We start from the raw sequence: 13,853 nt of genomic DNA, 5'->3' as shown, positions 1-13,853 counted from the left end.
CCGCCGGGGAGCCATGGGGCTCCCCGGACCCCGCCGTCAGTTTTCTAACGCCGAAGGCGGAGGGGGCACTTCGGCCCCCTCCGCCTTCGGCGTTGAACGGATCGCAGGTCCAGGAGGCCGATGCCTCCTGGCGGGAGGGTCCAGGGAGGGCAGAGCCCTCCCTGGGCGACTCACCCCGCCGCAACGCCACCCTCGCCGCCGCGCAGCAGCGACTGGCCGGTCATCGCCGGGGGTTGGGGAAGGCCGAGCAGGGCGAGCAGGGTCGGTGCGATGTCGGCCAGGCGGCCGTCGTGGAGGGTGGTGCCCGCGGGCGCGTTGTGCAGCAGGACGGGGACGGGGTTGGTGGTGTGGGCGGTATGGGGCCCGCCGGTGACGGGGTCGCGCATCAGTTCGGCGTTCCCGTGGTCGGCGGTGACGAGGAGGCGGCCGCCCATCGCGGTGATGGCCTCGGCGATGCGGCCGAGGCCGGCGTCCACGGTCTCGACCGCCTTGATCGCGGCGGGGAGGCTGCCGGTGTGGCCGACCATGTCGGGGTTGGCGAAGTTCAGCACGATGAGATCGTAGCGGCCGGAGCGGATGGCCTGAACCGCTTTTTCCGTCAGTTCCGGTGCCGACATCTCGGGCTGCAGGTCGTAGGTCGCGACCTTGGGCGAGGGGACCATGGTGCGGTCCTCGCCGGGGTAGGGTTTCTCCTCGCCGCCGTTCAGGAAGTAGGTGACGTGCGGGTATTTCTCGGTCTCGGCCATGCGCAGCTGGGCGAGGCCGGCCCTGGACGCGACCTGCCCGAGGATGTCGGCCATGGATTGGGGCGGGAAGAGGGTCAGCAGGAAGCGGTCGAGCTCCACGCTGTATTGCGTCATGCCGGCGGCGGCGGCGAAGCGGATCGTGGGGTCTGCGGCGAAGCCGTCGAAAGCGGGATCGACAAGGGCCGACAGGATCTCGCGGACCCGGTCGGCCCGGAAGTTGAAGCAGAGCAGGCCGTCGCCGTGGTGCATGCCGGCGTAGTCGCCAATGGCGGCGGCGGGGACGAACTCGTCGAATTTCCCGGCGGCGTGGCCGGCCTTGATGGCGGCCTGGGCGGTCGGGAAGCGCGCCCCTCGCGGGTTGACCATCACGTCGTAGGCCTGCTGGACGCGGTCCCAGCGCTTGTCGCGGTCCATGGCGAAGTAGCGGCCGCAGATCGTCGCGATGCGCGCGCCGTCCGGAAGCTTCGCTTCGAAGTCGGCGACGAACCGGGGCGCGGCCTGCGGCGCGGTGTCGCGGCCGTCGGTCCAGGCGTGGACGAGGACCTGCAGCCCCGCGGCGGTGGCGGCCTTCGCCAGCGCGATGGCGTGGTCCTGGTGGCTGTGCACGCCGCCGGGCGAGAGCAGGCCGATCAGGTGAAGCTTGCCGCTGCCGGCCTTGGTCTTCTCGACCAGGGTGCGGAAGGCCGGGAGGGTGCCGATGGTGCCGTCCTCGCACGCCGCATCGATGCGCACGAGGTCCTGCATCACGACGCGCCCGGCGCCGATATTGAGATGCCCGACCTCCGAGTTGCCCATCTGCCCGTCGGGCAGCCCGACATCGCGGCCGGAGGTGCGGAGGAAGGCGTGCGGCCCGTGCGACCACAGCGCGTCGAAGCCCGGTGTCTTCGCCTGCCTCACCGCGTTGTCCGCGGGATCCTCGCGCCAGCCCCAGCCGTCCAGGATGACGAGCATGACGGGACGGTGCGGGGGCATGGCGGAGGTTCCGGTTGCTGCGGCAGGTCAGCAGATGCGGCGGCTGTCGGCTCCGGGCAACCCGCTCAGGGGCAATGATAGGGCAGCAAATGATTGCGGATGAGGGGCGCCGGCAGCGGGATCGGTGCCATGTCCTTGTAGCCGTGCCGGACGACGACGCGGTCGAAGCGGCCCGCCGGGGGCGCGGCGGTCCCGTTGAAGCTCACATCCCAGCCTGACGCCGCGCTGGCCGTGACGCCGGCGATAGTCGCGCCAGGATACAGCAGGGGGTCGCGCCCGGCGTTGCGCAGGAAGCGGTCGAAGAGAAGGGCGAGGAACCGGTTGAGGCCGTAATAGGCGGTCAGCCATGGCTGGCGATGGACGACGCACACCATCGGCCGGCCGGCGGCAAGAGTGGCATCGACGGTGGTGCGAAGCCTTGGCGCCGCCAGCGCGATATTCACGGCGTCGCGGTGAACGTCGTCGAGTTCGCGGAAGCAATTCGCTCTCGAGCCGCCGGCAGGCAGCCAGACGCGGATCCGGTGGGCGCGGTCCTCCGCGCTCTGGACCAGGGCGGCCGCGGCGGGATCGATGTCGAGGTCACGGAGCAGGTACCCCATGTCGTCCCGCCCTGTCAGGGCGCGCAGCGCATCCTGCAGCGCGCCGTCACCGGCGCCGCTGACCAGGACGCGGGCACCGGCGCCGAGCATGGTAAGGTCGTCAGGTCCCCAGAATGGCCGGCCGGTGAAGCCGGAGCCTGCGATCGCCGTGTCCTCCTGCTTGTCGCCCGTGGCCCAGATCAGCGCGCCGCCCTCGAAAGACCCTACCCCATCGAGGACGACGCGGGTGCCAAGGGTGGTGTCGGGCAGCTGGATCGTCGCGATGCCGATGGCTGCGGCCCCCCAATAGCAGGTCAGGAGTGTGGCGGGCGCGGCCGCCTGGGCCTGCAAGGTCGCCATCCATTGCGACGCTAGACGGGAGGCATAGTCGGCCGCAAAGGGAAGCGGCACGGAGCCGCCGTGGCGAAGAAGGCGACTGCCCCAGTGGTCCACGGGCCAGTCATAAACGGCGGGATCGATGAAGCGCGAGCCCGCAAAGCGCTGTAGGGCGAGGGAATCGTTGCTGGCCTCGAAGAGCATGGCAGGGACCCCGGCGCGTACCGCGGCCAGGGCGGCCGTGACCCCGGCCGCGCCGGCGCCGGCGACAAGAAGTGGTCTGTCCGGCGCGATCTCGCCGCTTTGGAGAAGCCTGGCCACCAGCGTGGCTCCCCGCAGGACCTGGTCCCGGAGGCTGATCGGGGTGAGGTGGGAAGCGAGGTAGGCGCGCTCAGCGAGCCGATGCGCCTGCAGATAGGGGTCTGTCACGCCAGCCAAGCCGATGCGTTGCGCGCGGCGCCCCTTATCGGCCGGCGCTGCGCCGGCCGACGAGCGCCGCGAAGACATACTTGTCGGCCGCGCTCGTGACGTCCACAGCGCCCAGCCCAAAGCGGGATGCCCGGTTCGTGCCGGTTGGCGCGGCGACGGGTGGCACGGCTGCAGCGACGTCATGCGCGACCGCCAGGGCTAGATCGGCACCGGAGGCCGGCCCCTCAGGGCCGAATGCGTGCGGGCCGTGGTAGATCCCGCCGGCCTTGGCGATGGCGCCCATGGTGTCGGGATCGAGACCCGGCCCATAAGCGACGAACTGGACGCGGCCGTGGATGTCGGGGACGGCGCGCAGTTCGTGGATCAGTGCTGGGAGAGCCCGCGCTTCTTCCTGGCTGCGAACATACCAGCTGAAGGCCTGGACGCTGGGGAGGTGCCGGATCAGGTCGGCGAGACGGCGGCCGGTCGCGTCGAAGACGGGGCCCAAGGGCGAGGTCTCTAGGCCCGATGGCCCGCTGGCCGGATTTTGGCGGATTGGCACGTTGCTCGCACCTTGCTGCTGTCGCTGGGGGCCCTCAGGCCGGGACACCGATGCAGCGTCCCGCCCGAACGCGGCATTGGAAGGGCGACCTGGTGCATCATTCGTGAACGCGGTCGGGGTGTGGCGGTTCATGGCAGCCTCTGGCGGCCCAGGCCGCCGTCCTGATTCGTGTGCAAAGCGCCTGCCCCCGCCCCCGCGAAGGCGGGACATTGCGCCGCGGCGAGACGGGCAGGCAAGCTCGGAAAACGCGAATCAGCGTGTTCCGGCAAAACGAACACGAAATGTTGCAAATTCGACTCAGCGTCGGATTGCCGTCGATCGATGGCGGGGGGGTGCGGGTAGGGATTAGCTGCCCTGGCGCGCCCGCTCGCCGCGCAACTCCCGCACCTCGGCGCGCAGCGCGCGGATCTCGGCCACCAGGAGCAGCGTGTCGAGATGTGCCTCGGACCGCGCGGCGTCGGTGGCGGCCTGGGCGGCGCGGCCATCGGCGCTTTCCCGCGTGTCGCGCATGGCCTGGATGCTCTCCACGATCACCGATGAAGAGGTTCAGCACGACGAAGGTCGCGACGATGCTGAACGGGATGAAGAACAGCCAGGCATGGGGGCTGTGCTCCATCGCCTGGCGGACGACGTTGCCGAAATCGTCCATCGCCATGAGCTGGAACAGCGTGAAGAGCGCGGCGCCGAGATCGCCGAACTGCTCCTCCATCGCGTCGCCGAACAGCTCCACCGCCATCACCGCGAAGACATAGAAGATCAGCGCCATCAGCAGCACGATGGAGCCCATGCCGGGCAGCGCGGCGAGCATCGCCTCCACCACGCGGCGCAGGCTCGGCACCACGCTGATCAGGCGCAGGACACGGAGGACGCGCAGCGCGCGGAGGACGGCGAGCGGGCCGGATTCCGGCACCCAGGAGATGCCGACGACGACGAGGTCGAAGAGGCCCCAGGGGTCGCGGAAGAAGCGGCTGCGGAAGGCGTAGATGCCCAAGCCGAGCTCGGCGGTGAAGAGCACCAGCAGCACGCGGTCGATCGTGTGCAGCAGGCCACCCCAGGACGCCATGACGCTGTCCGAGGTCTCGAGCCCCAGCGTCACGGCGTTGAAGAGGATCAGGCCGATGACCACGCGCTGGAAGGGCGAGGACATCACGAGGCGCGCGGCGCGCGCGCGGAGCGTGTCGGCCATGTCGGCCTGCGTCAGCACTTCCAGCATGGTCCAGGATCCCGGCTTTGGCGGACGGAATGGCCATGAACTGCGTGTAATGCAAGCGGCCTGCTGCCGGCCGGTGCGATCCCGCTGAAGCCTCCCCTTGCGCCGCCGCGGCCTGCGACGTGCCGGAAGCGGTAATGCTGGACCTTCCCTGGAGGTCGGTGCCTTATGCGATCGCGTAGTCCGGCCCACCAGGCAGACCGAGTGCTGGCGGGCGCCTCGGCAGGCAGAAGCGGAGGAGACGCGTCATGAAGCCCCGGCGGTTCTGGATCACGGCGCCGTTCTGCGTTCCGGCGCTCGTCAGCAGCATCTCGCCTGCCCGTTCCGCGCAGCCCTACTGGCCCGACGCGCTCCTCATCGCCACGGCCTCGGCAGGTGGCACCTACCACGCCTACGGCATCGGGCTCGCCCGGATCCTGTCGCGCGAGCTCGGCGTGTCGGTCGCCACGCGGGACACCGCGGGTCCGAGCGAGAACATCACGCTCCTCGAGGAAGGCGTCGCGCAGATCGCCTTCGTGACGAAGAGCGCCGCGGTCGAAGGCTGGACCGGCTCGGGCGACTGGACGGGAGGCCGGCCGCTCCGCGCGATGCGGGCCATGTTCGCGATGTACGACACGCCCTTCCATTTCGTTGCGCGCCAGGACTCCGGCATCGCGCAGATCTCGGCGCTCGACGGCAGGACGGTCGGAGTCGGGCCCGAGGGCGGCACGGCCGCGATCTACACCCCGCGCATGCTGCCGAGGCTCGGCGTGCAGGCCCGTCTCGTGCACGGCAGCTGGGAGGAACTCGCCGCCCAGCTGCGGTCAGGGGAGGTCGACGGCCTGGCCGCCGCCGCAGGCGTGCCTTTCCCCGCACTTGCCGAACTCGAGGCCGGGCGGGCGATCCGCTACCTCCCGCTCACCCAGGACATGGTGGTGAGCCTCCGCCTCGCCGTCCCGGAGCTCGCGGCATCCGTCATACCCGCGGGAAGCTATGCGTCGCTCCGATCGAACTACAACACTGTCGGCATCTACAATCTTGCCGTCGGGCATCGCGATCTGCCCAGCGATCTCGTTTACCGGCTCGTCAAGACCGTCTTCGATTTCCACGCGGAGATGATGGAGGCGCATCCGGCGGCGGCGGCGACCGTGCCGGCCAACTTCGTCCAGAACACAGTCCTGCCATGGCATCTCGGCGCGACGCGGTATTACGAGAACAGGGCGGTGCAAGGCGTTCTGTTCGGGGACTGAAGGCGAGCGCCGCAGTCCGCGCTCCGAGGCCGGTCAGAACAGCAGCGGCGAGACTCCGAAGAAGCTGCGGTGGAAGTGCAGCATCGCGGCCCAGAGGATGAGGCCCACGACCGGCGGCATCCAGCCGATCTCCGACAGCACCAGCCGGTTGCGGCCCTGCGCGATGGCGGCGAAGGGAAGGATGGAGGTCTTCACGGCGAAGTCCGGCCATTCGCGCGGGTGCCGGCGCGCCAGCTTCGCGTCGATCGAGGGCATGCCCGCGGCGGCGGTCAGCAGGAAGGCGCCGAAGAAGACGATCGCGGCGGTGTCGCCGTTGCCCAGCACATGCACCGCGCCCCAGATCGCGAAGGACATCAGCATGGGGTGGCGCGTCACGCGCTGGATGCCTCGCGGTTCCTCGCCGAGGCCCTTGTTGCCGACCGCTGTCGGGTTGCGCTTGTGGGACGCCATGAACAGCACGAAGGCCGGCAGCATGGCGATCGCGAGGATCCAGCGCAGCCAGGCGGGCGCGGTCCAGAGCACGGTGGTCTCCGCATTCTGCCAGGCCATGACGAGCAGGAAGATCGAGACGAAGGAGGCGACGGAGAAGGCGATCATGAAGCGCGTCGGGCCGAGCTTCGCGACGGCGGCGTCGCGCAGCGACGTGCCGGAGACGCCGATATGGATGACGACCCAAAGGGCAGCGGCGAGGAGGAGAAGAAGCATGGCGGTCGCCTTGTTCTCCCGCCCCCGCAGGCGGGGGAGGGCTGGGGTGGGGGTGCGGAGGATAAGGGAGTCGCGGGACGAAGCACCCCCATCCTGACCAGCCTGCGTGTCGTCGGCTGAAGCCGACCACTCCGGCGTCGCGACAATGCCGCGAACCCCGCTAGCGGGGGAGGGAAGTCGATGGGGTACAGGACGGGCACCTACGGCCGCCAGGCCCGATGATAGGGATGCCCCTGCCTGATCGCCTGGGCGCGGTACAGCTGCTCGGCCAGCATCCCCCGAACCAGGAAATGCGGCCAGGTCATGGGTCCGAGCGCGATGCGGTGCGCGGCGCGGGAGAGCACCGAAGGGTCGAGGCCCTCGGCGCCGCCGATGACGAAGGCGACGGCCTTGCCCGACGCGCCCCAGCGGTCCATCAGGGCGGCGAAACCCTCCGAACTCTGCGCCTCGCCGCCGAGGTCCATCGCGACCAGCACCGCGCCGGCCGGGAGCGCCGCCAGCAGCGCCTCGCCCTCCCGCCGCCGGACCTCGGCCGCGCTGCCGCGCGCCTCGGGGATCTCGGTCACCACGGGCGGCGGGCGCAGCCTGGCGGCGTAATGCTCGTACAGGTCCCGCTCCGGCCCGGGCTTCAGCCGCCCGACCGCGAGGATCGCGAGCCTAATCGTCGTCGTCTTCCGTGGCGGTGGACCCGCCGATGCCGTCATCGGGCAGCACGGAGCGGTCCTGCGGGCCCTCCGGCGCCGGGCTGTCCGGGCCCCACATGCGCTCCAGCGCATAGCGGCTGCGCGCCTCGGGCTTGAAGAGGTGCACGACCAGGTCGCCGGCATCGATCAGCACCCAGTCGCCCGACGCGCTGGTGGCGTCGCGGCGGAGCTTCAGCCCCTGCTTCTCGAAGGCGTCTTCGAGATGCGTGGCCATGGCCTGGATCTGCCGATCGGCGAGGCCCGTCGCGATCACCAGCCGGTCCGCGTAGTCCGCGCGTCCCGTGACGTCGAGGACGACGACGTCCTCGGCCTTGTCGTCCTCCAGGCTCTTCTGCGCGGCGACGACCAGGCGGTCGAGCAGCGCGGGCTCGACCTTCGGCTTCCGGGCCCGCGGCGGGCGGTCGGGGCGCGGGGGCGCGGCGCGCTTAGCGGCGGCGGCGGCCGAGGCCTTGAGCTGCGGCGTCGCCTTCGGCGCGGGCTTCCGGACGGGCTTGGCGCCGGGCCTGCCGACGGGCCGGGCGGCCTTGGGCGCCGTCGGCTTCTTAGCCGCGGGCTTCGCCGCCTTGGCGGCGGCCTTCGGCCTAGCGGCGGCCTTCGCCTTGGCGGCAGGCTTCGCCTTCGCAGGCGCCTTCCCGCCCGGCTTCGCAGGGGCCTTCGCGGCGGGCTTCTTCGCTTCCGATGCCTTTGGCGTGCGGGCTATGGCCGCCTCCTCTTCTCGATTGCCTTGAAACGTCACCTAGCAGCCGCCGCGGCGGGCTGCATCCGCGCCGGCGCCGCAACGGGTTTCCCAGCCGCCCGCCGCGGCGCCGGGGCCACACCCCCGCGCTGCAGCGCCGCCCTGATCGCGGTGGCGGAGGCCGGGTGCTCCGCCGCGCGCACGAAGGCCCAGGGCGCATGCGCGGGCGCCGCCCCGGCGAGCAACGCGCCGGGTCGCCGGCGGTGCCGCGCCAGCCGCTGCGCGGCCTGGCCGGCCAGCGCCTTCCGCGTCCAGCCCGGGCGGGGCAGCACGGCGATCGGCGTGTCGGCGGCGAGCCTTTCCCATCGCTGCCAGCGCGGCAGCTGGACCAGGTTGTCGGCGCCGATGACGAAGACGAAGCGCGCGCAGGGAAAGCGCCGGCGCAGCGCCGCCAGCGTGTCGGTGGAATAGGTGGTGCCGAGCGTGGCCTCGATGTCGGTCGCGATCACCCGCCGCCCGTCGGCGACGCGGCGCGCCCAGGCCAGCCGCTGCGCCAGCGGCGCCATCCCCGCGCGCGGCTTCAGCGGGTTGCCCGGCGAGACCAGCAGCCAGACCTCGTCCAGCTTCAGCGCGCGGCGCACGGCGTCCGCGACATGCCGGTGGCCTTCATGGGCGGGATTGAAGCTGCCGCCGAGCAGGCCGATGCGGCGCCGCCTTCGGTCGCCGCGCTTGTTCAGCGTCATCCCCTCAGTCCAGCCGCACGGCGACGGTCGCAGGCTGAGGCGCGAGGCCGATCAGGGTGAGCCGCGCCTCCCCCGCCGTGGCGGGAAAGGACGGGCCGAGCATCACCGCGACGTATTCGCCCTCCTGCAGGCGCCGCCCCTGTTCACGCAGGTCGCGCGCCAGCCAGGCCAGCACGTCGAGCGGATGGCCGGCCGGGCCGCTGCCCGGGCCTTCCTCGCGCCGGCTGCCCTGCTCCAGCACCGCGGTCAGGTCGCCGAGCGCGCGGGCGAAGGCCGGCGTCGGCTCCGGCGCGATCTCCTCCCCCTGCACGCCGAGCCGCGTGCCGAGGTTGATGCCGAGCAGCAGCGCCGGCGTGAAGGCCGCGTCCCGCCATATCCTGTCCCCGAGGTCGAGGAAGGGGATCACGGCGTCGAGGTGCCGGATGAGCGAGAGGTGGTCGTCCCCGACCTCGCCCACGCCGTCGTAGCGGATGCGCAGCAGCAGGCCGGCGCCAAGCTGCGGGGCGATGCCGTAGGCGGCCGGCAGCGCCGCGGCCTGGCCGGGCCGGAAGGTGCTGCCGGGCCTTTCGCGGAGCGTGCCGAAATAGAGCGTGCCGACCTGCGGCTGCGCGGCGGTACCAGCGACCTTCCAGCCGACCTGGTCGCCCCAGGGCTGCGAAAGCGTCCCGGCCACGCGTTCGCGCATGCAGGCTGCGTCCTGCGCGGTCAGCGCGGTGGGCGGCGGCGGGGGCGTGGTCCGGTCGAGCAGCGCCATCGCCAGCCGCGCGACCTCCGGCAGGCCGGGACAGGCCGCGCGCGCCGCCGCGGGCGCGAGCGCCAGCATCAGGCAGAGGGCAGCGAGGGCGTGGCGCATCGTTCCTCCCGCATCGCGCCGCGTCATGGTAGCGCAAACCGGGCCGGTGCTGAATCAGGGCCGCGTGGCCGTCAGGCCGGCGCGTAGCCCTCGACGATCACGACGTCGGAGGCTGTGCTGTCCAGCCGCAGCTTCAGCAGCGGCGCATAGTCCGGGCTGTCGTAGAAGCCCTGCGCCGCTTCCATGGACGGGAATTCCAGGATCACCAGGCGCTTCAGCGGCAGGCTGCCTTCCAGCGGGCGGTACTCGCCCCCGCGCACGAGGTAGCGTCCGCCATGCGCCGCGATGACGGCGGGGACCGCGGCGCGGTAGCGCTCGAAGGCCGCGCGGTCCGTCACCTCGATATTGGCGATGAGATAGGCGGGCATGGCGTTTCCCCCTTCAGGCCAGCGCGACGCATTCGATCTCGAGGTCGAACGCCATCGGCCAGGATCCCACGGCGACGAAGGTGCGCGCGGGCGGGCTGTCCGCGAAGAAGCGCGCATAGACCGCGTTGATCGCGGCGTAGTGCCCGCTGTTCGCGGCATAGACCGTGACCTTCACGACCTTGTCCAGCGACGATCCCGCGGCTTCGAGCGTGTGCTTCAACGCGAGCAGCGACGCCTCGGCCTGCGCCTCGATCGCGCCGCTGACGATCTTCCCGGTCGAGAGATCGATGCCCGGCAGGCCGGAGACGAAGACGAAGCCGTTGGCGCGCACGCAGGGCGACAGCGGCACGCCGGTGCGGCGGATGGTGTCGGAGACGACCGGGACCTCGATGATCTCCTTCATCGCGCCCTCCCCTTGTTGCGGGGGCGAGCCTAGGCGTGGCGCCGGCGGCCGCGCAAGCGCGGGTCAGCCTGGCACGCCTTCCACCAGCGCGACGTCGCTGCGTGTGCAGGTCAGCCAGAGATCGAGCAGTGCCGGGTTGTCGCCGCTGTCGAAGAAGCGCCGCGCCGCCTCGGTCGTCGGGAATTCCAGGATCCAGAGGCTGCTGAGGCCGAGGTCGCCTTCCAGCATCTCGGGCCGGCCCGCGCGGACGAGGTAGCGGCCGCCATGCTTCGCGACGACCGGCGGCAGCATCTCGCGGAAGCGGGCGAAGCCTTCCTCGTCCGTGACCTCGACGCTGGCGACGATGTAGGCGGGCATGGAAGGCCTCCTCCGCCGGCACGCTAGCATGCCGGCGGGGGTCGTTTCACCAGCGCATCACGGCCGCGTCTGGCCGGTGCCGATCACCTGGTAGCGATAGGTGCAGAGCTGCTCGAGGCCCACGGGCCCGCGGGCATGCAGCCGGCCCGTGGCGATGCCGATCTCGGCGCCGAAGCCGAATTCTCCGCCGTCGCAGAACTGGGTGGAGGCGTTCCACATCCCGACGGCGGAGCCAAGCCGGCCGAGGAAATGCGCTGCCGCCGCCTCGTCCTGCGTGACGATGGCTTCGGTGTGCTCGCTGCCGTAGCGGCGGATGTGATCGAGCGCCGCATCCACGCCGTCCACCACCTTCACCGACAGGATGGCGTCGAGCCATTCCGTGCGGAAGTCGTCGTCGGTGGCGGGCGTCAGCTCCGGCAGGATGGCGCGCGCGCGCTCATCCCCGCGAAAGTCGCAGCCCAGCGCGCGGAGGTCGGCGACGATCGCCGGCAGCAGCGAAGGCGCGATGGCGGCGTCCACGAGCAGCGTCTCGGTCGCGCCGCACACGCCGGTGCGGCGCATCTTCGCGTTCGCGACCAGCGCGCGCGCCATGACGGGGTCGGCGGCTTCGTGGACATAGGTGTGGCAGAGGCCCTCGGCGTGGGCGATGACGGGCACGCGGCTCTCCTCCATCACGCGGGTCACCAGGCCCTTGCCGCCGCGCGGGACGATGAGGTCGATCAGCCCCGCCGCGCGCAGCATGGCGCCGACGAAGGCGCGGTCGGCGGTGGGTGCCACCTGCACCGCGGCTTCCGGCAGGCCGGCGGCGCGCAGGCCCTCGGCGATGCAGGCATGGATCGCGAGCGCGCTGCGCAGGCTCTCCCGCCCGCCGCGCAGGATCACCGCGCTGCCGGCCTTCAGGCAGAGGCCGCCGGCATCCGCCGTCACATTCGGGCGGCTTTCATAGATCATGCCGACCACGCCGATGGGCTGCGCGACGCGGCGGATCACCAGGCCGTTCGGGCGCGTCCATTCGCTTAAGGTCCGGCCGACGGGATCGGGGAGGGCCGCGATCTCCTCGAGGCCCTGCGCCATCGCCTCGACCCGGGCGGGGTTCAGCGTCAGCCGGTCCTTGAAGGCGCCCGACAGGTCGGGGGCGGCGGCGAGGTCCTCGGCATTCGCGGCGATCACGGCCTCCGCGCGGGCGCGCAGCGCGGCCGCGGCGGCGGTCAGCGCCGCGTCCTTCTGCGGTCGCGGCGCGACGGACAGCGCATGCGCAGCCTCGCGCGCATCACGCGCGGCGGTCTCCAGCAGGCGGGTCACTTCGTCTGCGACGACGTTCATCGCGGTAACTCCTCGGGGCGGAGCATTAGCGCCCGATGCGCAACCCCGCCAGACGGATGATCCCATCGGGCGCGGATTCGAAGCCCTGCAGGTCCGCGCGCATCGCCCAGAACCAGCGGTGGTGATAGAGGATCAGCATCGGCCGGTCTGCCAGCCAGATCCGCGTCGCCTCCCGATAGAGGCGCTGGCGCTCCGGCACAGCGGTCACCGCGCGCGCCTGCTCGAACAGCCGGTCCAGCTGCGGGTTGAGGTATTTCCCGCGGTTGAGGAAGCCGTCCGAGGCCAGCCAGAACGCGATGTTGCCGTCGGGGTCGGGGCGGCCGGACCAGATACCGATGAAGCCCTCGAAATCGCCGCGCTCCACCGCGGCGACGGCGGTCGAGGCCTCCGTCACCTCGAGCTTCACGTCGAAGCCGCCCTCGGCCGCCATGGACTGGATGATCTCCGCGACCTGCGCATCCACCGGCGCGTTGGGCACGCGGATCGTCACCGCGACGCGGTCGAAGCCGGCTTCCCGCAGGATGCGCCGTGCGCGGGCGGGATCGCGGGCGGGCGGAGCGAGGTCGGAGAAGTAGTAGGGCGTGCCCGGCGCCTCGGCCTGGTTGTTCGGCGTGAAGCGGCCTTCGAGCGCGACCTGGTTGATGATGGCGCGGTCGATCGAGAGCTCGAAGGCTTCCCGCACGCGGGCATTGGCGCCGATCGGGCGGCTGCCGAGCGGCCCGTTGCCGAGGTTGAACTGCAAGGTCTGGTAGGCGATGGACGGCCCCGAGACCATGCGCAGCCGCCGGTCGCGCTCGATCGCGGGGATGTCGGAGGGCGAGACGCGCTCGATCAGGTCGAGTTGGCCGCCGCGCAGGTTCAGCAGCCGCACCGTGTTGTCGGGCAGGGGCAGGAAGGTCACGCGGTCGAAGTGGAAATTGGCGGCATTCCAGTGGCCGGCGAATCTCTCCATCTCGATCCGGTCCTGCGCGACGCGGCGCGTCAGGCGGTAGGGGCCGGAGCAGACGGGATTTTCGCCGATCCGCTCGGCCATCGGCAGGACGGAGGGGGCGAGCATCATCCCCGCGCGGTCGGACAGGACCGAGAGCAGCGGCGCGAAAGGCTCCGACAGCACCAGGCGGACGGTGCGGGGGTCCACCACGACGACGTCGCTGACGGGGCGGAGTTCGCTGCGCCTGCGGGATTCGCGGGCGGTGCGGTAGCGGTCGAGATTGGCCTTCACCGCCGCCGCATCCACCGGCGAGCCATCCTGGAAGCGCGCGCCGTCGCGCAGCGTCAGGGTCAGCGCGCGGCCGTCGGGCGCCCATTCCCAGGCCGTCGCGAGCTCCGGCCGGAAGGAGAGGTCGGGCGCCACGTCCACGAGCTTGTCGCAGAGCGCGGAGAAGACGACGCGCTCGACGAAGGAGCCGGATTGCGCGGGGTCGAGGACATTCGGGTCGGCGCCGATGCCGATGCGAAGGGTGGTCTGCGCGAGCGCCGGTGCGGCGGCGAGCGAGAGGGCGACGGCGAGGCGGAGCATGCGGCGGTCTCCTGGATATGGCCATTAAGCCCTCTCCCCCGCTTATGGGCGAGAGGGTCGGGTAAGGGGGACGCGGAGGACATGCGAGGTGCTCGGCATCCTACACGCCCCCCTCACCCCACCCTCTCCCCCCTGCGGGTGGAGCGGGCCTTGCCGCGAGC

General features: G+C 71.6%; 15 protein-coding genes. 1 reads left to right on the top strand and 14 read right to left on the bottom strand.

Features of this window, described 5'->3' with window-relative positions; genetic code table 11:
• Window positions 1-170: 170 nt before the first annotated feature.
• The 4 genes from gpmI to ACLF3M_RS16780 form a co-directional block, all read right to left on the bottom strand.
• Entirely contained in the window at window positions 171-1,718 is a 1,548-nt protein-coding gene (gene gpmI, locus ACLF3M_RS16795; protein ID WP_430658106.1) for a 2,3-bisphosphoglycerate-independent phosphoglycerate mutase, read from the bottom strand.
• 65 nt (window positions 1,719-1,783) lie between these two features.
• Window positions 1,784-3,139: a hypothetical protein gene (locus ACLF3M_RS16790; protein WP_430658105.1), complete on the bottom strand. Its 1,356-nt coding sequence runs from the start codon at window positions 3,137-3,139 to the stop codon at window positions 1,784-1,786.
• Window positions 3,096-3,548 carry a hypothetical protein gene (locus ACLF3M_RS16785; RefSeq protein WP_430658104.1) on the bottom strand — a complete coding sequence of 151 codons (453 nt, stop codon included), beginning with the start codon at window positions 3,546-3,548 and terminating at the stop codon, window positions 3,096-3,098. The genes ACLF3M_RS16790 and ACLF3M_RS16785 overlap by 44 nt, the downstream gene beginning before the upstream one ends.
• 151 nt (window positions 3,549-3,699) lie before the next feature.
• Window positions 3,700-4,815 (bottom strand): ion transporter, encoded by a 1,116-nt coding sequence (locus ACLF3M_RS16780; protein WP_430658103.1) that lies wholly within the window; start codon window positions 4,813-4,815, stop codon window positions 3,700-3,702.
• Between the two features lie 245 nt (window positions 4,816-5,060).
• Between ACLF3M_RS16780 and ACLF3M_RS16775 the strand changes: the two genes are divergently transcribed.
• Window positions 5,061-6,041, top strand: coding sequence for a TAXI family TRAP transporter solute-binding subunit (locus tag ACLF3M_RS16775; protein WP_430658102.1), 981 nt, complete (start codon window positions 5,061-5,063; stop codon window positions 6,039-6,041).
• Between the two features lie 33 nt (window positions 6,042-6,074).
• Here the strand turns inward: ACLF3M_RS16775 and ACLF3M_RS16770 are convergent, their stop codons facing one another.
• The 10 genes from ACLF3M_RS16770 to ACLF3M_RS16725 form a co-directional block, all read right to left on the bottom strand.
• Window positions 6,075-6,746 carry an NnrU family protein gene (locus ACLF3M_RS16770; RefSeq protein WP_430658101.1) on the bottom strand — a complete coding sequence of 224 codons (672 nt, stop codon included), beginning with the start codon at window positions 6,744-6,746 and terminating at the stop codon, window positions 6,075-6,077.
• 200 nt (window positions 6,747-6,946) lie between these two features.
• Entirely contained in the window at window positions 6,947-7,450 is a 504-nt protein-coding gene (locus ACLF3M_RS16765) for a 23S rRNA (pseudouridine(1915)-N(3))-methyltransferase RlmH (RefSeq protein WP_430658100.1), read from the bottom strand.
• Window positions 7,404-8,186 (bottom strand): ribosome silencing factor, encoded by a 783-nt coding sequence (gene rsfS, locus ACLF3M_RS16760; protein WP_430658099.1) that lies wholly within the window; start codon window positions 8,184-8,186, stop codon window positions 7,404-7,406. Before rsfS ends, ACLF3M_RS16765 begins: the two co-directional genes overlap by 47 nt.
• On the bottom strand, window positions 8,183-8,869 hold the full coding sequence (locus tag ACLF3M_RS16755) for a nicotinate-nucleotide adenylyltransferase (RefSeq protein ID WP_430658098.1): 687 nt from the start codon (window positions 8,867-8,869) through the stop codon (window positions 8,183-8,185). The genes rsfS and ACLF3M_RS16755 overlap by 4 nt, the downstream gene beginning before the upstream one ends.
• Before the next feature lie 4 nt (window positions 8,870-8,873).
• The gene (locus ACLF3M_RS16750) at window positions 8,874-9,722 is read right to left on the bottom strand and encodes a hypothetical protein (RefSeq protein WP_430658097.1); all 849 of its coding nucleotides are present in this window, start codon (window positions 9,720-9,722) and stop codon (window positions 8,874-8,876) included.
• Window positions 9,723-9,793: 71 nt separating this feature from the next.
• A complete protein-coding gene (locus ACLF3M_RS16745; RefSeq protein ID WP_430658096.1) occupies window positions 9,794-10,090 on the bottom strand; it encodes a DUF1330 domain-containing protein in 297 nt (98 codons plus the stop codon).
• A 13-nt stretch (window positions 10,091-10,103) separates the two neighbouring features.
• Window positions 10,104-10,493 carry a Rid family hydrolase gene (locus ACLF3M_RS16740; protein WP_430658095.1) on the bottom strand — a complete coding sequence of 130 codons (390 nt, stop codon included), beginning with the start codon at window positions 10,491-10,493 and terminating at the stop codon, window positions 10,104-10,106.
• 63 nt (window positions 10,494-10,556) lie between these two features.
• The gene (locus ACLF3M_RS16735) at window positions 10,557-10,850 is read right to left on the bottom strand and encodes a DUF1330 domain-containing protein (protein ID WP_430658094.1); all 294 of its coding nucleotides are present in this window, start codon (window positions 10,848-10,850) and stop codon (window positions 10,557-10,559) included.
• 57 nt (window positions 10,851-10,907) lie between these two features.
• On the bottom strand, window positions 10,908-12,173 hold the full coding sequence (locus tag ACLF3M_RS16730) for a glutamate-5-semialdehyde dehydrogenase (RefSeq protein ID WP_430658093.1): 1,266 nt from the start codon (window positions 12,171-12,173) through the stop codon (window positions 10,908-10,910).
• Between the two features lie 25 nt (window positions 12,174-12,198).
• Window positions 12,199-13,692 carry an ABC transporter substrate-binding protein gene (locus tag ACLF3M_RS16725; protein ID WP_430658092.1) on the bottom strand — a complete coding sequence of 498 codons (1,494 nt, stop codon included), beginning with the start codon at window positions 13,690-13,692 and terminating at the stop codon, window positions 12,199-12,201.
• Window positions 13,693-13,853: the final 161 nt, after the last annotated feature.

The organism is Falsiroseomonas sp. HW251 (genome assembly GCF_050563545.1).
Lineage (GTDB): Bacteria > Pseudomonadota > Alphaproteobacteria > Acetobacterales > Acetobacteraceae > Falsiroseomonas.
This window is presented reverse-complemented; position numbering and strand designations above follow the sequence as displayed.